The 17,877-nt window shown below is 67.0% G+C and carries 17 protein-coding genes; 6 read left to right on the forward strand and 11 right to left on the reverse strand.

The annotated features are described in order from the left end of the window. The first annotated feature begins 93 nt into the window (after positions 1–93). Positions 94–1,593 (forward strand): CoA-acylating methylmalonate-semialdehyde dehydrogenase, encoded by a 1,500-nt coding sequence (locus tag ACHMWQ_RS09465; RefSeq protein ID WP_396307270.1) that lies wholly within the window; start codon positions 94–96, stop codon positions 1,591–1,593. A gap of 59 nt (positions 1,594–1,652) precedes the next feature. Here the strand turns inward: ACHMWQ_RS09465 and ACHMWQ_RS09470 are convergent, their stop codons facing one another. Next, positions 1,653–2,147 (reverse strand): DNA starvation/stationary phase protection protein, encoded by a 495-nt coding sequence (locus ACHMWQ_RS09470; RefSeq protein WP_354552579.1) that lies wholly within the window; start codon positions 2,145–2,147, stop codon positions 1,653–1,655. 44 nt (positions 2,148–2,191) lie between these two features. Continuing rightward, entirely contained in the window at positions 2,192–3,241 is a 1,050-nt protein-coding gene (locus ACHMWQ_RS09475) for a cupin domain-containing protein (RefSeq protein WP_396307271.1), read from the reverse strand. Between the two features lie 226 nt (positions 3,242–3,467). Here ACHMWQ_RS09475 and ACHMWQ_RS09480 point away from each other — a divergent pair, with 226 nt between their 5' ends. The 4 genes from ACHMWQ_RS09480 (at position 3,468) to ACHMWQ_RS09495 (ending at position 6,828) form a co-directional block, all read left to right on the forward strand. Beyond that, positions 3,468–4,172, forward strand: a complete 705-nt coding sequence (locus ACHMWQ_RS09480) for a YoaK family protein (RefSeq protein WP_396307272.1) — start codon at positions 3,468–3,470, stop codon at positions 4,170–4,172. Between the two features lie 50 nt (positions 4,173–4,222). Next, positions 4,223–5,734, forward strand: a complete 1,512-nt coding sequence (locus tag ACHMWQ_RS09485) for a sensor histidine kinase (protein ID WP_396307273.1) — start codon at positions 4,223–4,225, stop codon at positions 5,732–5,734. Beyond that, the gene (locus tag ACHMWQ_RS09490; RefSeq protein WP_396307274.1) at positions 5,734–6,366 is read left to right on the forward strand and encodes a response regulator transcription factor; all 633 of its coding nucleotides are present in this window, start codon (positions 5,734–5,736) and stop codon (positions 6,364–6,366) included. The genes ACHMWQ_RS09485 and ACHMWQ_RS09490 overlap by 1 nt, the downstream gene beginning before the upstream one ends. A 93-nt stretch (positions 6,367–6,459) precedes the next feature. After that, complete coding sequence (locus tag ACHMWQ_RS09495; RefSeq protein ID WP_354552587.1) at positions 6,460–6,828, forward strand: response regulator; 369 nt, start codon at positions 6,460–6,462, stop codon at positions 6,826–6,828. Between the two features lie 88 nt (positions 6,829–6,916). Here the strand turns inward: ACHMWQ_RS09495 and ACHMWQ_RS09500 are convergent, their stop codons facing one another. The 5 genes from ACHMWQ_RS09500 to ACHMWQ_RS09520 form a co-directional block, all read right to left on the reverse strand. Then, positions 6,917–8,611, reverse strand: coding sequence for an FAD-dependent oxidoreductase (locus tag ACHMWQ_RS09500; protein ID WP_396307275.1), 1,695 nt, complete (start codon positions 8,609–8,611; stop codon positions 6,917–6,919). Positions 8,612–8,678: 67 nt separating this feature from the next. After that, positions 8,679–8,984 carry a UBP-type zinc finger domain-containing protein gene (locus tag ACHMWQ_RS09505; RefSeq protein WP_396307276.1) on the reverse strand — a complete coding sequence of 102 codons (306 nt, stop codon included), beginning with the start codon at positions 8,982–8,984 and terminating at the stop codon, positions 8,679–8,681. 86 nt (positions 8,985–9,070) lie between these two features. Next, positions 9,071–9,892, reverse strand: a complete 822-nt coding sequence (locus ACHMWQ_RS09510; protein WP_396307277.1) for an alpha/beta fold hydrolase — start codon at positions 9,890–9,892, stop codon at positions 9,071–9,073. Positions 9,893–10,184: 292 nt separating this feature from the next. Then, entirely contained in the window at positions 10,185–11,222 is a 1,038-nt protein-coding gene (locus ACHMWQ_RS09515; protein ID WP_396307278.1) for an MBL fold metallo-hydrolase, read from the reverse strand. Positions 11,223–11,357: 135 nt separating this feature from the next. Further along, complete coding sequence (locus tag ACHMWQ_RS09520; RefSeq protein WP_396307279.1) at positions 11,358–12,023, reverse strand: peroxiredoxin; 666 nt, start codon at positions 12,021–12,023, stop codon at positions 11,358–11,360. A 134-nt stretch (positions 12,024–12,157) separates the two neighbouring features. On the opposite strand from ACHMWQ_RS09520, the gene ACHMWQ_RS09525 reads away from it, so the two are divergent. Beyond that, entirely contained in the window at positions 12,158–13,876 is a 1,719-nt protein-coding gene (locus tag ACHMWQ_RS09525) for a BTAD domain-containing putative transcriptional regulator (protein WP_396307280.1), read from the forward strand. 27 nt (positions 13,877–13,903) lie between these two features. On the opposite strand, the gene ACHMWQ_RS09530 is transcribed toward ACHMWQ_RS09525, so the two are convergent. The 4 genes from ACHMWQ_RS09530 to ACHMWQ_RS09545 all read right to left on the reverse strand — a co-directional run bounded on the left by ACHMWQ_RS09530 (position 13,904) and on the right by ACHMWQ_RS09545 (position 17,876). Beyond that, complete coding sequence (locus ACHMWQ_RS09530) at positions 13,904–15,115, reverse strand: ROK family protein (protein ID WP_396307281.1); 1,212 nt, start codon at positions 15,113–15,115, stop codon at positions 13,904–13,906. 96 nt (positions 15,116–15,211) lie between these two features. Continuing rightward, positions 15,212–15,979: an SDR family NAD(P)-dependent oxidoreductase gene (locus tag ACHMWQ_RS09535; protein WP_396307282.1), complete on the reverse strand. Its 768-nt coding sequence runs from the start codon at positions 15,977–15,979 to the stop codon at positions 15,212–15,214. A gap of 23 nt (positions 15,980–16,002) precedes the next feature. Then, on the reverse strand, positions 16,003–16,830 hold the full coding sequence (locus ACHMWQ_RS09540) for an ATP-binding cassette domain-containing protein (protein ID WP_396307283.1): 828 nt from the start codon (positions 16,828–16,830) through the stop codon (positions 16,003–16,005). Further along, entirely contained in the window at positions 16,827–17,876 is a 1,050-nt protein-coding gene (locus tag ACHMWQ_RS09545; RefSeq protein ID WP_396307284.1) for an ABC transporter permease, read from the reverse strand. Before ACHMWQ_RS09545 ends, ACHMWQ_RS09540 begins: the two co-directional genes overlap by 4 nt. Position 17,877 lies beyond the last annotated feature (1 nt).

Below are 17,877 nucleotides of genomic sequence, written 5' to 3' on the forward strand. Positions count from 1 at the left end.
TTTCCGCACAACGGAACTGCAATTGTCGCGATTGCTGTGCAATTCTGCGAGGTTCATAAGCCCCAGATCGAAACCCGGCTCGTGGAGGGCGACATGCCGAACCAGATTTCCCATTTCATCGGCGGCGGCCTTGTCGCCGGGCGCAGCGGCCGCACGGCCCCCGTCTATAATCCGGCGACCGGCGAGCAGACGGGCCTGGTGCCGCTCGCCTCGGCCGACGAGGTGCGCGAGGCGGTCGCCGGGGCGCGCAAGGCGCTGCCCGGCTGGGTCGCGACCACGCCGCTTCGCCGCGCGCGCATCCTCAACAAGTTCCTGCGCATCCTCGAAGACCGCACCGACGAGCTCGCGGCCGTCATCACCGCCGAGCATGGCAAGGTGCTGTCCGACGCCAAGGGCGAGATCCAGCGCGGCATGGAGGTGGTGGAGTTCGCGACCTCGGCGCCCCAGTTGCTGAAGGGTGAGGTCACCGAGAATGTCGGCACCCGCGTCGATAGCCATTCGCTGCGCCAGCCGCTCGGCATCGTCGCCGGCATCACGCCGTTCAACTTCCCGGCCATGGTGCCGATGTGGATGTTCCCGGTCGCGCTCGCCTGCGGCAACTGCTTCATCCTGAAGCCGTCGGAGCGGGACCCCTCGGCCTCGCTGTTGGTCGCCGAATGGCTGAAGGAAGCGGGCCTGCCGGACGGCGTTTTCAGCGTTGTGCACGGCGACAAGGAGGCGGTCGACGCCATCCTGTTCGACCCGGACATCTCGGCGGTGAGCTTCGTCGGCTCGACCCCGATCGCGCGCTACATCTATGAGACGGCGGCGCGGACCGGAAAGCGCTGCCAGGCGCTGGGCGGCGCCAAGAACCACATGATCATCATGCCGGACGCCGATCTCGACCAGGCGGTCGATGCACTGATGGGGGCGGCCTATGGCTCCGCCGGTGAGCGCTGCATGGCAATCTCGGTGGCGGTGCCGATCGGCGAGAAGACGGCCGACGCGCTGATGGCCAAGCTGGAGCCCAAGGTGCGCGCGCTCAATATCGGGCCGGGCACCGATCCCGAGGCCGAGATGGGGCCGCTGGTCACCTCCCAGCATCTCGCCAAGGTGCGCGGCTATGTCGATGCCGGCGTCGCCGAAGGCGCCACGCTCGTCGTGGATGGCCGCGATTTCAAGCGCCAGGGCTATGAGGACGGCTATTTCATCGGCGGGACGCTGTTCGACAACGTCACCACCGACATGAAGATCTACAAGGAAGAGATTTTCGGGCCGGTGCTGGCCGTGGCCCGCGCGCCCGATTATGCGACGGCCGCCAAGTGGATCAACGAGCACGAGTTCGGCAACGGCACCGCGATCTTCACCCGCGACGGCGACGCCGCGCGCGAGTTCGCGCACCAGATCCAGGTCGGCATGATCGGCATCAACGTGCCGATCCCCGTGCCGATGGCGTTCCATTCCTTCGGCGGCTGGAAGGCGTCACTGTTCGGCGATCATCACATGCACGGGCCGGAGGGCGTGCGCTTCTATACGAAGCTCAAGACCATCACCAGCCGCTGGCCTACCGGCATCCGCGCCGGCGCCGACTTCGTGATGCCGACGATGCGCTAAAAAGAAAAGCGCGCCCGTGGGGAGGCCGGGCGCGCTTTCTGCTTTTTGGAGGCAGCCGATCAGACGTTGCGGGTGATCTCGAACAGGAACCAGCTGCGGCGCTCGGTTTCGTCGATCCAGACTTCGATCAGGCTGGTGGTGGCGACGTCGTTATGTTCCTCGGCCGTTGCATGGGTCGAGCGCAGGAAGCCGACCAGCTCGCGGTTGTCGCTTGCCAGTTCCGCGATCATGTCCTCAGGTGTGACGAACTCGGCGTCATTGTCGGGAATGCGCTGCAGGCGGGCGATATGGCCGATCGAGCGGATCGTCGTGCCGCCCAGCTTGCGGGCGCGCTCGGCGATCGCATCGGTCATCGCGAAGATCTGGTCGCCCTGGTCGTCGAGCATCAGGTGATAGTCGCGGAAGTGCGGCCCCGACATGTGCCAATGGAAGTTCTTGGTCTTGAGGTAAAGCGCGAAGGTATCGGCCAGCAGGCCCGACAGGGCGGCCGAGATGTCCTTGGTGGCATTCTCGCCGAGATCGGTCGGGGTACGGAGGGCGTTGCGGGTGGTCATAGCGGATTTCCTTGGGTTGAAGGTCGGTTGGGGCAGGGGAGGTTTCAGAGGACGGGGTCGAGCGGGTTGGGCCGCGGCACCAGCAGCGGGTCGATTTCCGTGAAGGGGAATTCCGGCAACTCGGCCTCGGGAATGCCGAAGGCGGCGGCCAGCACGGCGCGCGGATAGACGTTGATCAGCGAGCGATAACCGACGTCACCGGGCGAGACCTGATCGAAAAAGATCAGGAGGTGCACATTGCCCTCGCCGACATTCTCGATGTGGTGCGGATAGGCGGCGGGAATGAAATAGGCGTCGCCGGGACCGATCAGGTAAGTGTCGGTCTGGCCGTCGGGATTGAGGATCGTCATCCGCGCCTGGCCGGTGAGCACATAGCCCATCTCCGCCGTTTCCGGGTGCCAGTGCGGCTCGCGCATGCCCTGCTGGGTGATCGTCACCGAGAACATTGCGATATCGCGCAGCGCCGGCCAGAGGGCTGCCTTGGTGGTGTGGGCGTTGCCGGCCGGATAGTCGATCTGCGGCGGCGTGGCCTCGACACTATACTTGTAGGGATTGACGTGGCGGGCTTCGTCCTCGATCGCCCGATGGGCGGGGAGTTCGAGGATCTCGCTTCCCGCGACCTGCCGGTCGAACGGCGTGAAGGCGGCGGCGGGCAGGTCGTAGGTGTTGCCCAGCACGGCGTCGGACATCGCCCCGAAGGCCGCCTTGATGCCGAAATCCTCGGGCTTCTCATGCGAGAAGGCGAGCACGAACTCGGCCGGCCCGGTGCCGATATTCTCGATGCTGTGCATGGCGCCGGAGGGGACGAAGAACATCTCGCCGGCCTGGACCACGAAGCTCTCGCGCTCGGCGTGGTTGCCGGCGATGGTGATCAGCGCTTCGCCATGCACGCAGTAGCCCAATTCATGGGCATTGGCGTGCCAGTGCGGTTCGCGCAGGCCGAGCGGCGCCAGCAGCAGCCGCCGGATGGAAAGCCGGCGCAGGATCGGCAGGTCCGTCACATCCATGTGGGTGATGGAGCCTCTCGGGCCCTCGAAGCGGGGCTTCTGGCCCGCCAGCGAAATCGTGTGTCGGGATCTGGTTTCCGTTGTCATGATTGCTCCCCCTCCTGGGCCGGTCGGTCGATGAGCAAATCTAGACCGGAGCCTCCCTCCGGCAATATCGGATGGTGGTTTCGGTTGGTTCATACCTGCGTATAAGCGACGGCCGGCGACCGCCCCGGCTAAGGTCCGCGCCGCGCCCGTCCCAGCCAGGGCGCTTGCCTCCTCGACGCGAAGCGCGCCGGAGGCCGTTCACGCAAGCCGGGAAAGCGAGAAGCAGATGACGTCGAAGATGGCGCTGCCGGCCGTGTCTGTGCCGGCCTTCAAACCGGGGCACGCCCTGCCGACCACGCTGGCCTTCGTGGCCGGCTTCGTCGATGCCTGCACGTTCCTGGCGTTCTCAGGGCTGTTCGTCGCCCAGGTCACCGGCAGCTTCGTCGTCGCCGGCTCCGAACTCGTCCAGGGCAATGCCGGCTTTGTCCTGAAGGTTCTGGCTATCCCGGTGTTCCTGCTCGCCGGCATGGCGACGACCGTCGTCGTTCGCGCCTATGGCAGCGGGGCCCGCCAGGCGCTGGTCACCGCGCTCTGCATCGAGGCGGCGCTGCTGAGCGTGCTGGCTCTTTACGGTGTGATGGGCAGTCCGGCCGGGCTGTTGACCCTGGCCGCCCTGTTTGGCTTGAGTGCCATGGGCGTGCAGAGCGCGGCCGCGCATCTGCTGCTGCCGGGCTATGGATCCAGCAACGTCATGACCACCAACACCACGCAATTGTCGATCGACCTGGCCGACAGCCTGATGCGCCGCCGCGTGGCGCCGGGAATGGCCGATACAGGGCTTGTCATGCTGGGCTTTCTGGTGGGCGTGGCGGTCGGCGGCCTCGCTTTCAAGGCGGTCGGGCTCGGCTGTCTTGTTTTCGCAGTCGCGATCGTGATCGGTATTGCGGTGGTGCTGGGTCAGGCGACCCGTCATGGCGAGTTTCCTGCATGACGGCGCGCGGATCTGATATTGCCATGCCGCAACTACCGGTCGGGGGACTCATGTCACGCTATTCGCTTATCGCTGCGATCGTCCTCGCCGCGGCGATTTTCCTGTTCGACACGCTGACGCAGTTCGATGTGGCGATCGCGGTGCTCTATGTCGCCGTGGTGCTGCTGTCGCTCAATTTCACGGGCCGGCGCGGCACGCTGGCGGTGGCGGCGATCTGCATTCTTTTGACGCTGATCAGCTTCGTCGTGACCCATGGCGCTGGGATGGAGTCGGGCGCGGTTGCCCGAGCCCTTGTCAGCCTCGCAGCCATCGTCATTACCACCATACTGGCGCTGCGGCTCGCCGCGACGATCGCCATCATCGGCGAAAGCGAGCGGCGCTATCGCACCATCTTCCGCTCGACAGGCGTTGCCATTCTGGAAATGGATTTCTCCGCACTCAAGGCGCGGCTCGATTCCATGCGCTCCGATGGCGCGCGCAGCATCGACGACATCGTCCGGGACGATCCGAACTTCGTTCGCGAAGCGCTCGGCCTGATGAAGCTGGTCAATGCCAACGACACCACCTTCTCCACCTTCAAGGCGCCAAATCTCGAAGCCTTTCGCGAGAGGCTGCCGGACCTGACGCCCAAGGAGATGGAGCCGTCGATCCTGCGAATGCTCGACGCGATCTGGAACGGCCGGACCAATTTCGAGTCCGAGGGCGTCATGGAGGCGATCGACGGCAAGCGCCTGAACGTCCTCTACACGGTGGCGATGCCCACCGATCGGCGCGCGCTCGACGTCGTGCTGGTCAGCATCATGGACGTCACGGCGCGCCTGGAGGCGGAGAACGGCCTGCACCAGGCGCAGGCGGAACTGGCGCATGTCTCCCGCGTCGCGACGCTCGGCGAATTGACCGTGTCGATCGCGCATGAGGTCAACCAGCCGCTTGCCGGCGTCGTCACCAATGGCGAGGCGGGGCTGCGCTGGCTGCGGCGGCCGGAGCCGGATCTCGGCGAGGTCTCTGCCTCGATCGAGCGGATGATCGCCGATGCGCGGCGCGCCAGCGAGGTCATCAAGCGGCTGCGCGCGCTTTCCAGCAAGGCCACGCCGCAGCCGACCTCCGTCGACATCAACGAGCTCGTGCAGGATACGCTCACCCTGGTCCAGCGCGAGATCGCGTCCCAGCATGTCGCGTTGCGGCTGTCGCTGGCTGACGGGCTCGGCCGGATTTCGGGTGACCGTGTGCAGTTGCAGCAGGTGATCATCAACCTGATCGTCAATGCCATCCAGGCGATGGGCGCCATGCCGGTCGGCTACCGCCAGCTTGCCATCCTCTCCCGGGCGGGCGAAGACGGCGTCGTGCTGGAGATCACCGACACCGGACCGGGCTTCGAGCCCGCCGACGAGGCGCGCCTCTTCGCCGCCTTCTTCACCACCAAGCCGGAGGGGATGGGCATGGGCCTTTCGATTTGCCGCTCGATCGTCGAGGCGCATGGCGGACGCCTGCGCGCCAGTTCGCCGGCGTCTGGCGGCGCCAGCTTCGAATTCAGCCTTCCCGCCGACAAGGAGGCCGCGTAATGGCCGATATCGCTCCCCTGGTCTTCGTCGTCGATGACGACGCATCGCTGCGCGAGGCGCTGGGCAGCCTGTTCCGCTCGGTCGGCATGCGCGTCGAGCTGTTCGGCTCGCCGGCCGAGTTCCTGGCTCGCGGCGTGGTCGACAGTGAAAGCTGCCTGGTGCTCGACATCCGACTTCCGGGCGTCAGCGGCCTCGATTTCCAGAGCCAGTTGGCCAAGCTCGGCAACAACATCCCGATCGTCTTCATGACCGGCCATGGCGACGTGCCGATGTCGGTGCGGGCGATGAAGGCTGGCGCGCTCGACTTCCTGATCAAGCCGTTTCGCGACCAGGACATGCTCGACGCCGTCTCGAGCGCCCTTGCGAATGACAGATTGCGCCGCGCCAGCGACGCGCAGCTTTCCACGCTCCGGCAGCGCTACGGCACGCTGACGGCGCGCGAGCGCGAGGTGCTGGCGCTGGTCACCACAGGGCTGATGAACAAGCAGGTCGCGGGCAAGCTCGGCGTCAGCGAGATCACGGTCAAGATCCATCGCGGCCATGTCATGGAGAAGATGGCGGCGCGCTCGCTGGCCGAGCTGGTGAAGATGTATCAGGCGCTCCAGCCCGGGCTCGAAAACCAGCCCGGCTAAACTTCAGTATGATTCCAATCCGACGCTGCAGGGTGCATTTTGGAAGCATGAAACCGGGCGCATGGGGCGTGTGCCGCTCCCGAAGGAACCGCAGTGTCTCAGGTAAAATCCATAGCCATCGTCGACGATGATGCGTCCGTCCGTGTCGCCACCGAGAGCCTTGTCCGCTCGCTCGGCATGAAGGCGACCACCTTTCCCTCGGCCGAGGACTATCTGGCGGCGCTTGGCGTCCAGCCGATCGACTGCCTGATCACCGATGTCCAGATGGACGGTATCGGCGGCGTCGAGCTGTCGCAGATCCTGCGCGAGCGCGGCGACACCACGCCGGTGATCTTCATCACCGCCTTCCCGGATGATCGCATCCGCGACCGCGTCATGGCCGCCGGCGCGATCGGCTTCCTCGGCAAGCCCTTTGAAGGCCAGGCGCTGATCGATTGCATCGAGATGGCGCTGGTCGCCTGACACAACCCCCGCAAACGAAAAGGCCCGCATGTCGCGGGCCTTTTCGTTTGCGGGGGTTGTGTCAGGACTGACGCGCGCTGCGTGACCCTCAGGCCGTTCCGGTGCGCTGGGCCTTGGCTGCCAGCACGGCATGGATCTGCGCCACCACGGCCGCGCCCTCGCCAACCGCTGCTGCGATGCGCTTGGTCGAGCCCGAGCGGACATCGCCGATCGCGAACACGCCCGGCAGGCTGGTTTCCAGCGGATAGGCCGTGCGGTCGGGCGCGGTCTGCCGGGTGCCGACATCGGCGCCGGTCCGAACGAAGCCATGCCCGTCGCGCTCGACGCAGTCCTCGATCCAGGCCGCGTTCGGATCCGCGCCGATGAACAGGAACAGATGCCGCAGCGGGCGGCGGTCATAGGTGCCGGTCAGGCGATTATGGATCACTGCCGCCGTCAGACCGGATTCCCGGTCGCCATCCAGCTCGGTGATCTCGCATTCCGCGTGCAGTTCGACATTCGGCAGCGCGGCGATGCGGTCGATGAGATAGCGCGACATGGTCGCTTCAAGGCCGTCGCGGCGGACGATCAGGTGCAGGCGTTTTACGCCTGGCGCCAGGAAGGCAACGGCCTGTCCGGCCGAATTGCCGCCGCCCACCAGGGCGATCTCCTCGCCCTCGCAGAGCTTGGCCTCGATCGGCGAGGCCCAGTAGGCGACGCCGGCGCCCTCGAAATCGGAGAGGTTGGCAATGGCCGGGCGGCGGTAGCGCGCGCCCGAAGCGATGACGACCGTATGGGCCTGGATCTCGCGGCCATCGGTCAGCGTCAGCCGCAGGGGCGCCGTGCCGATATCCGAGGGATCCGGGCAATCGAGCCTTGCGACGGCGAGCGGGACGGCGATCTCAGCGCCGAACTTGAGCGCCTGGTCGAAGGCGCTGCTGGCCAGCGCCTGGCCGGATATGCCGGCGGGAAAGCCGAGATAGTTCTCGATCCGCGCCGAAGCGCCGGCCTGTCCGCCGATGGCGCGCTCGTCGAGCACGAGGACGCTCAAGCCTTCGGAGGCGGCATAGACGGCGGCGGCGAGGCCGGACGGACCGGCGCCGACGATCGCGACGTCATAGAGTTTTGCGGGATCGAGCGCGGGCGTGATGCCGAGGCAGAGCCCAACCTCGATATCGCTGGGACGGCGAAGCACCGTGCCCGCCGGGCAGACCATCAGGGGCAGTTCGGAGGGCTGCACGCCCAGATGTTCGACCAGCGCGCGGCCTTCCGCATCGAGCGACGCGTCGAGCACGACATGGGGATAGCCGTTGCGGGTAAGGAAGCCGCGCAGGTGGACGATCTCGGGCGCGTCCGGCGCGCCGATCAGCACGGGGCCGCCGCTGCCGGCGTCGATCAGGGCAACACGGCGCAGGATGAAGGCCCGCATGATGATCTCGCCGATCTCGGCGGAGCCGATCACCAGCGCGCGCAGATGCGCGGCGTCGAAGGGGATGGCGAGGCAGCCCTCGGGACCGGCGCGGCCGCCGGCCAGCGCAGGCCGGCCGGCAAGCTGGCTGATCTCGCCGGAGAACTGGCCGGCCTCATGCGTCGTGATGACGGTGTCGCCGGAAAATCCGGAGCGGCTGAAGACTTCGAGCGAGCCTTCGAGAACAAGCCAGGTCGGGACGTTGTGCGCCCCGATGGCGAAGATGGGCGCCCCCGCGGCGAAACGCGGCACCAGCGTGCTGGCGAAGCGTTTTGCCATCGCCACCTGCGCCGGCGAGAGCACCGGAAACATTTGCGCATCCCGCAAGCTGGCCATGGCATCCTCATGAGGCGAGGGCGCTGTTTCGCGCCGGATTGCAGGGAAAAGGCGCCGGAAGCCGGCGTCAGTAATAGCGCGGGATCGGCCCGACCTGCGGGGTCTGGTTGGGCAGCGTCACCATGACCTCGTCGACATAGCACCAGCCCCAGCCTTCCGGCGGATCGTAGCCTTCGATGATCGGGTGGCGGGTGGCGTGGAAATGCGCCGTCGCGTGGCGGCCGGGCGAGTCGTCGCAGCAGCCGACATGGCCGCATTGCCGGCAAAGCCGCAGATGCACCCATTCCTGGCCGATCTTCAGGCACTCCTCGCAACCCTTGCTGCCGGGGGTGACGGTCCGGATGGTGTCAACGTGATGGCACTGCATCGACATGGTTCATCTCCAGGTGGGCGGTTGGCAAAAGGACGGGAAGAGACGAGGGCGCCGCGCGGGGGGACGCGGCGCCCTCAAGGCCTGGCCTAGGCGCGGATGAAGGCCAGGACGTCGGCGTTGAACCTGTCGGCCTCGGTCTCGGCGAGGCCATGCGGCGCGCCCGGATAGACCTTGAGCTCGGCGCCCTTGACGATCTTGGCGGTCTTCAGGCCGGCGGCCGCGATCGGCACGATCTGGTCGGCATCGCCATGGATGACCAGCGTCGGCTTGTCGATCTTCTTCAGGTCCTCGGTGTAGTCGACCTCGGAGAACTCGCGGATGCAGTCATATTCGCCCTTGATGCTGCCCATCATGCCGAGCCGCCAGAAGTTCTCGCGCAGGCCTTCATTGACCTTGGCGCCTTCCTTGTTGAAGCCGTAGAACGGCATCGACAAGTCCTTGAAGAACTGCGAGCGGTCGCCGGCGGTACCCTTGCGGATGCCGTCGAACGCTTCGAGCGGCGTGCCTTCCGGGTTGGCCTCGGTCTTCAGCATCAGCGGCGGGACGGCGCCGACGAGCACCATCTTGGCGACGCGGCTGGTGCCATGTCGGCCGACATAATGCGCGATCTCGCCGCCGCCGGTCGAATGTCCGACCAGCACGACGTCGCGCAGGTCGAGCGCCTCGATCAGTTCGGCCAGGTCGTCGGCATACTGGTCCATGTTGTTGCCGTCCCAGGGCTGGTCGGAGAGGCCATGGCCGCGACGGTCATGGGCGATGACGCGAAAGCCCTGCGAGCCGAAGAACAGCATCTGCGGCGCCCAGGCGTCGCCGGCCAGCGGCCAGCCATGCGAGAACAGGATGGGCTGGCCGGTGCCCCAGTCCTTGTAGGAGATGGTGGTGCCGTCTTTGACCTGGAACGTGCTCATGGATCTCTCTCCGCTGGGATCTCTGGGAACCGGCTCGCTGCCGGCTGGGTGATGATGACAGGGACAGCATGGGACACACCCCGCCCGTGAACCATTCTATGTAGGGTTGTCCCAATCATACTTGAGTATGAGCCCGCCTCGGGACAGAGCGCCGCCGGGGAGGGAACATGGCTGGTCAATGCAGCGGCAAGGGTCCCGATCCCCAGGCGCCGCCGAAGGGGACTTAGGGCTCACACGAACGGGGAAAACCCCCGTCCCGATTTTTGCTAAATGCGGTGTGCGCCCACGCGCCTCAGGACGCGACGGGGCCGCCGGCCTTCTTCCAGGCGTCGATGCCGCCCTCGATGTGGCAGGCCGTCTTCAGCCCGGTATCCTGGGCCGCCTGCACCGCCATGGCCGAGCGTTCGCCGAAGGCGCAGTAGAATACGATCCGCTTGCCGGCGGAGACGGCCAGCGCATGCAGCAGGCCTCCGGCGTCGAGGTTTTCCTGCAGGGCCGGGTAGGGCGCATGGATCGAGCCGGGAATGACGCCGTGGCGCTCGCGCTCGCTCTTCTCGCGCAGGTCGACCAGCGTCACGTCGGTGCGGCCGCGCAGGTCGAGCGCCTGCGTCGCCGACACGGCCCAGCCCTTGCGGGCGATCTCGTCCTGGTGAAGGCCGATATGGACATTGGCCGGCACGGCTACGTCCATCATCTTCGGGTTGGGCAGGTTCAGGCTGTTCATCAACTGGACATATTCGTCGATCGACTTCACCCGCAGACGCGGGTTGAAGCGCTTTTCCTCGCCGATGGTGGAGACCGTGTCGCCCTTATAGTCATGCGCCGGGTAGAGCAGCGTCTCGTCCGGCAGGCGCAGCAGCTTATTGAAGATCGAGTCGTACTGCGCGCGGGGATCGCCGTTCTGGAAATCGGTGCGTCCGGTGCCGCGGATCAGCAGCGTGTCGCCGGTGAAGACCCTTCCGCCCATCACATAGGAATAGGAATCGTCGGTGTGGCCCGGCGTGTAGAGGACATCGAGGCTCAGGCCCTCGATGGTGACCCGGTCGCCCTCCGAGACGCGCATGGCGACGACGTCGGCCTTGGTCTGCTCGCCCATGACGGTGATGCACTGGGTATGGTCGCGCAGCGCGCCGAGGCCGGTGATGTGGTCGGCGTGCAGGTGGGTATCGACCGCCTTGACCAGCTTCAGGTCGAGCTCGCGCACCAGCTGCAGGTAGCGATCGACCTTTTCCAGCACCGGATCGATGATCAGGGCTTCGCCGCCCGGCCGGCTGGCGAGCAGATAGGTGTAGGTGCCGGAAACGCTATCGAACAGCTGCCGGAAGATCATGGTCCGCTCCATCGGTTGGGAATGTTCCGCCGAACGCCGGGACGCGGCGACAGTCTATCATGTCCGCGATTTCCTGTGGCATCCGGCTTGGCAAAGGGGCGGCGGGGACGGGCGAACCGTCCCCGCCTTGTTCGCCTAGGTCAGGACGGGCTGCGGCACGATGCGGATATAGGGCTTCGGCTCCTTCCAGCCCTGCGGATAAAGCTGCTTCGCCTCGTCGTTGGAGACCGAGCCGGCGATGATCACGTCGTCGCCCGGCTTCCAGTTGACCGGTGTGGCAAGGCGATGCTTGGCCGTCAGCTGCAGCGAGTCGACGACGCGGAGCACCTCGTCGAAGTTGCGGCCGGTGGTCATCGGATAGGAGATCACGAGCTTGATCTTCTTGTCCGGCCCGATGACGTAGACGTTGCGGACGGTCTGGTTGTCGGCGGCGGTGCGGCCGTCCGACGTGTCGCCGGCGGCGGCGGGCAGCATGTCATAGGCCTTGGAGACTGCGAGCGTCGGATCGCCGATCATCGGGAAGTTCGGGGCCATGCCCTGCGTCTCGGCGATATCCCTGGCCCAGCCGGCGTGCTTGTCGACGGGGTCGACGCTGAGCCCGATGATCTTGACGCCGCGCTTGTCGAATTCCGGCTTCAGCCGCGCCATGTAGCCGAGCTCCGTGGTGCAGACCGGCGTGTAGTCCTTGGGGTGCGAGAACAGGATGCCCCAATCCTTGCCCAGCCACTCGTGAAACGAGATCGGGCCCTGGGTCGTCTCGGCGGTGAAGTCCGGGGCGAGGTCGTTGATGCGAAGCGACATGATGTTTCCCTTCCTGGTTGAACGTGTCGAGGAGCGCAGGATATGAATGCGCTGTTCCGCGAGCGTTCCCCGACGTAAAAAGCGTTGCGGCGAGTCTCTGGGGCGCCGGATCTATGGCTGGCTGGGGATGCAGGGTGCGGCTTTTCATTCAATTACTGGGGCGCTTCGGCGTCCGCCTTGATGGCGAAGAGGTGCCATCGATCGCCTGGAAGCGGGATCGCGCGGCGGCCCTGATCAAGCTGCTGGCCGTGTCGCCGCAGCACCGTATCCATCGCGAGCAGATCATGGAGGCGTTCTGGCCCGACCAGGACGTCGAGCTGGCCGGCGCCAATCTGCGCAAGGCGATCCATTTTGCTCGCCGCGCCATGGGCACGCAGGATCTGATCACGGTGACCCGCGAGATCGTCGCCTTTGCCGATGAGGTGCAGCTCGAGACCGACATGGAGCGTTTCGAGGTGGCGGCGAAGCAGGCGCTGCGGAGCGGCGATCCGGCGGAATGCGAGGCGGCGGCCGATCTCTATGGCGGCGTGCTGCTGCCCGACGATCGCTTCCTCGAATGGCTGGACGCCCCGCGCGAGCGATTGCAGCAACTCTATGCCGCCGTGCTGCGCAAGGGCCGGCTCTGGCGCCGCTTGATCGCGCTCGACCCGACCGATGAAGAGGCCCAGCGCGCGCTGATGCAGGCGGCGCTCGACGCCGGCAATCGCGGCGAGGCGATCCGCCAGTTCGACCAGCTGCGCGAGCGGCTGCATGCCGAGCTGGGCGTTGGCCCGAGCAAGGCCTCGATCGAGCTCTATGAGCGGGCGCTGGCGCTATCCGGCGCCGAGCCGGCATCGCCCGCGGAACGCATCCGCGCTTCGCTCGCCTGGGCGCTGGTGCATCTGCAGAGCGGCGAGTTCGACAAGGCGGCCGAGCTGGCGCGCGAAACCCGCGCGCAGGCGCTGGATGGCGGGCTGGCCCGCGAGGTCGGCGAGGCGGGTGCCGTGCTGGGACTGACCGCGCACATGCAGGGCCGCTGGCCGGAACTGTTCCGCAGCGAATTCACCGAATGGGTGCGCAGCCGCGACGATTTCGTGCCCTCCGTCTTCGATGGGCATCTGTGCCTCGCCGAATTCTGCCTGTGCGACGCCAAGGGCCACGCCGCGATCGCTCAATCGGCGCAGGAGCTGATGTGCGTCGCGGAGGATGCCGACTCGGCCGCCGGCCGCGCCTTGGCCGGGCTGATCCTGGGCGAGATTGCCCGCTGCGCCGGCGATCTCGACGAAGCAGAGACGCATCTGAACGAGGCCGAGCGCCTGCATGCCGGCGCCAATGCCCTGTCGGGCCGGGTCCTCGTCCTGGAGCGCCTGGCCGAGATCGCGCTGGCGCGTGGCCAGAAATGGCAGGCGAGCCGGCTGGTCCAGCGGGCGCTGGGCGACGCGACGCAATCCTGGCTGTCCAACCATCTGCTGCTTCGCCTGCAGGCGCTGGCGGTGCGGGCGGCGACGACGCCGGGGAAGGTCGAGGAAGCGATCCTGACCGGCGACCGCCTGCTGACGCCGGGCGCCTGCCAGCCCTGTTCGATGGGCCTTCGCATCGCCTCGGCGGTGGCGCTGACCCAGGCCGGGGAGATGGAACAGGTCGATCGCCGCCTCAACGAGGCCGAGCGCATCGCCGGCATGTGGCAGGGCGGGCCGTGGGCAGCCGCCCTGTGGGAGGCGCGCGGCATCCAGCGGCAGGCGCAATCCAACAAGGTGCGGGCGCTCGCCGCCTTCGCGGAGGCCGCCGCCCGCTACGAGGATCTGGGCCGGCCCCTGGACCAGTCGCGCTGCCTGGAGCGGATGGCCGCGGTGATGCCGGCCGCCGGCGCCTGATCGTCCGGCACTCCCGACCGATCGCCTCTATCGACGGGCGAAGCGGGCGTGCTTGACGATCACGCCCTCGATCGTCTCGGGCCGGAGAATGGTGTCGATCGCCAGCTGCGCGGCGCCGAGAATGCCGCCATTGCCGTCCGATTTCGCCCGCACGATCTGCAGTTCGCGCGTGGCGAGCGGCAAAGAGCGTTCGAAGACCAACTGGCGCACGCCGGACAGAAGATGGTCTGCTGCGCCGGAAAGCGTGCCGCCGATCACGATCGTGCTGGGGTTGAGCACGCTGACGACGTCCGCCGTCACTTCGCCCAGCACGCGGCCCGCCTCGCGCACGCAGCGGATCGCCTCGGGCTGGTTCGCGTGGACGAGGGCGACGATGTCGCGCGCGTTCTCGGCCTCAAATCCCTTGGCACGCAGGTCGCGGGCGAGCGCCCAGCCGGCGGCCCGCGCCTCGACGCAGCCCAGCTTGCCGCATCGGCAGAGCGGCGGGTCAGCGGAATTGAGCTGGATGTGGCCGATGTCGCCGGCCGCTCCCTGTGCGCCGCGATAGAGCCGGCCATCGGCGATGATGCCGCTGCCGATGCCGGTGCCGGCCTTGATGAACAGCAGCTGCTCGACCTCGGGCCAGAAGCGGCGCGATTCCGACAGCGTCATCAGGTTCACGTCGTTCTCGACCACGACCGGCGCGCCGATCGCGTCGCCCAGCCAGGAGCGGATGTCGAAATTGTCCCAGCCGGTCAGGATCGAAGGGCCGAAGACGCGCCCGGCGCCGAAATCGACCGGTGCCGGCAGGCAGAGCCCGGCGGCCAGCAGGTCGCTGCGCGGCCGGCCGATGCCGTCGAGCAGGGAGAGAAACTGCCCGGCGATCCGCTCCAGCACGGGCAGCGGCCCGTCGCTCAGGTCGATCGTGCAGGTGGATTCGGCCAGGATCGCCGGTTCCAGCGTGGTGACGGCGGTGCGGAGGATGCTCTCGCCGACATCGGCGACCAGGATGACGCCGAAGCCGGTGTTCATTTCCAGCACCCGGGTTGGCCGGCCGCCGCTCGGCAGGGTCTTCGGCGCCTCGTCGACCAGGCCGGCCGCGATCAGCGCGTTGAGGCGCTGGGTGACGGTGGTGCGGGAGAGTCCGGTGCGGTCGATCAGCTCGGCGCGGGACTGCGCCCGGCCCGAGGCGATCAGGGACAGGAGAGGGGCCCCGCTGGCCGCCGCCGCAATGTCGCTTCTATCCGGATCGTTCTGCACGAAATGTCGCTCTTTCTGCCGAACCAGGCCTGGCCCGGCCGCGAGCGCCCTGTTGCAAACGCACGCTCCGGGCGACCGAACCGGCCGATTCGTCGGCTACCAGAGTGTATAGCCGCCGTCGACGACGAACACCGATCCGGTCACGAAAGACGACGCTTCGCTCGCGAGCAGCAGCGCGATCGGCGCGATTTCCTCCGGCGTCGCATAACGCTGCATCGGCACCTCGTCGCGCCAGTAGTGCGCGTAGTCCTCATATTCGGTGCTGGCGATCTCGGTCTTCACATAGCCCGGCGCGATCGCGTTGACGCGCACGCCCGACTGCGCCCATTCGGCTGCCAGCGACTTGGTCAGGTGATGCACGGCGGCCTTGGAGATGCCGTAGGGCGAATGCCATTGCGGGCGGTTGATGATCAGGCCGGAGATCGAGCCGATATTGATGATCGAGCCGGAGCCGCGCTTGACCATCTGGTTGCCGACCACCTGGCTCGCCTTCCAGACAGCGTCGAGATTGATCGAGAACAGGCGCTGCCATTCGTCGTCGGAGAGCGTCAGCGCATTGGCATGGAAGCCGATGCCGGCATTGTTGACCAGCACGTCGATCGGGCCGAGCTCCTTCGCCACGGTCTCGACCATGGCTTCGAGGTCGTCCCGGTTGGCGACGTCGGTCTTCACGGCGATGGCGGGTACGCCGAGCTTCTTCAGCTCGGCCAGCGTTTCCTCGCTCTTGGCTTCGTCGCGCGCCGCGATGACGATCGACGAACCGGCTTCGGCGAGCCCGACGGCGATCGCCTTGCCGATGCCGCGATTGCCGCCGGTGACGACGGAGACTTTGCCCCGCATCGAGAACTTGTCCAGGATCGACATGGGTATGACTCTCTCTTCGTGAATTAGGGGCGGGCCGTCTCAAGCGGCGGGTTGGTGGCGATCAGGCTCGACTGGACGGCATCGGCCGGCAGCGCGCCGGTCATGACGCCGACCACGTCGCTCATCGAGGTGGTCTTCGGGCTGACGACGACGGCGCGGCGGCCGAGCCGATGGATATGGATCCGGTCGGCGATCTGGAACACGTCGGGCATGGAATGGCTGATCAGCACGACGGAAAGTCCCTGGTCGCGCACACGGGTGATCAGGTTCAGCACCTGGTTGGTCTCGCGCACGCCGAGCGCCGCGGTCGGCTCGTCGAGGATGACGACGCGCTTGCCCCAGGCAGCGGCACGGGCGACCGCGACGGCCTGGCGCTGGCCGCCAGAAAGGGTCTCGACCTTCTGGTTGATCGACTGGATGCGGATGCCGAGGTTCTTCATGTGGTCGGCCGCCTGCTGGCGCATGCGCGACTTGTCGAGCTGGCGGAAGATCTGCCCGCGCAGGCCGGGCTTGCGCAGCTCGCGGCCGAGGAACAGGTTCTGCGCGATGTTGAGCTGGGTCGCCACCGCGAGTTCCTGGTAGACGGTCTCGATGCCGGCGAGGCGCGCGCTGAGCGGGTTTTTGAAGTGAACCTCGGCGCCGTCGACGAACACGGTGCCGGAATCGGGGATCGTCGCCCCGGTCAGCACCTTGATCAGGCTCGACTTGCCGGCGCCATTGTCGCCGACGACCGCGAGGATCTCGCCCTTTGCCAGCTCGAAATCGGCGCCGTCGAGGGCGACGACATGGCCATAGCGCTTGGTCAGGCCCATGGCCTGCATGGCGAGCGACGGAAGGGGCTGGGTCGTCATGCGCGCTGTCCCCGGCCCAGATACTGATCGGCGCCGACGGCGAGGATGACGAGGAAGCCGGTGGCGATCTGCTGGTAGAGCGAGTCGATGCCGGCCTGGGTCAGGCCGTTCTTCAGCACCACGACGATCAGCGCGCCGATGAAGGTTCCGGCGACGCCGCCGCGTCCGCCGAACAGGCTTGTGCCGCCGATGACGACCGCGGTGATGCTGTCGAGGTTGGCGATCTGGTAGCCGCTCGGGTCGGCGATCGGCGTACGGCCCAGTGCCTGCCAGCCGGCGAAGGCATAGAAGACGCCGGCGAGCGCATAGACGCTGAAGATCACGCCATTGACGTTGACGCCGTTGAGGCGCGCGGCGGCGGGCGAATTGCCGATCGCATAGACGCGCACGCCCCAGGCGGTTTGGTTCAGCGCATAGGCGAGCACCAGCGTCAGCACGATCCAGAGCATGCTGCCATAGGTGATGGTGACGAGGCCGAAGGACGGGCCCTCGCCGAGAATGGTCATTAGGTCCGAGTTGATCGGATAGCTGCGCGACTGGGTATAGAGCCGCGCCGCGGCCGTCAGGATGGTGAACAGGCCGAGCGTCGCGATGAAGGGCGGCAGGCGGAAGCGCGTGATGATCAGGCCGTTGATCGAGGCGGCGACGATGCAGACGGCGAGGCCAACCAGCATGCCGAGCATCGGATCGCCATTGGCGGCGATGCTGCCCGCGACCACCATGCCCAGCACCATGATCGCGCCATTGGCGAGGTCGATGCCCGAGACGAGGATGATCAGCGTCTGCCCGAGCGCCAGCGTTCCGACGACGACGGATTGCTGGAAGATGAGCGACAGATTGCCGGCATTCAGGAAGGTCGAGGTCGTGACCGAGAAGACGATAAGGATCAGGACCAGCGCCACCAGCGGTCCGGCGACCGGAAAGGCGAACAGTCCCGTGGCGGCGCGGCGCAATCCGGCGAGGAAGCCGGCAGGGGGATTCCCTGCCGGCTCCGCGTCGATCTTTGCCTGCCCGGTATCGGTGCGAGCCCGGTCAGACGTCTGCATT

Source organism: Kaistia sp. UC242_56 (genome assembly GCF_044452255.1).
Taxonomy (GTDB): Bacteria; Pseudomonadota; Alphaproteobacteria; order Rhizobiales; family Kaistiaceae; genus Kaistia; species Kaistia defluvii_A.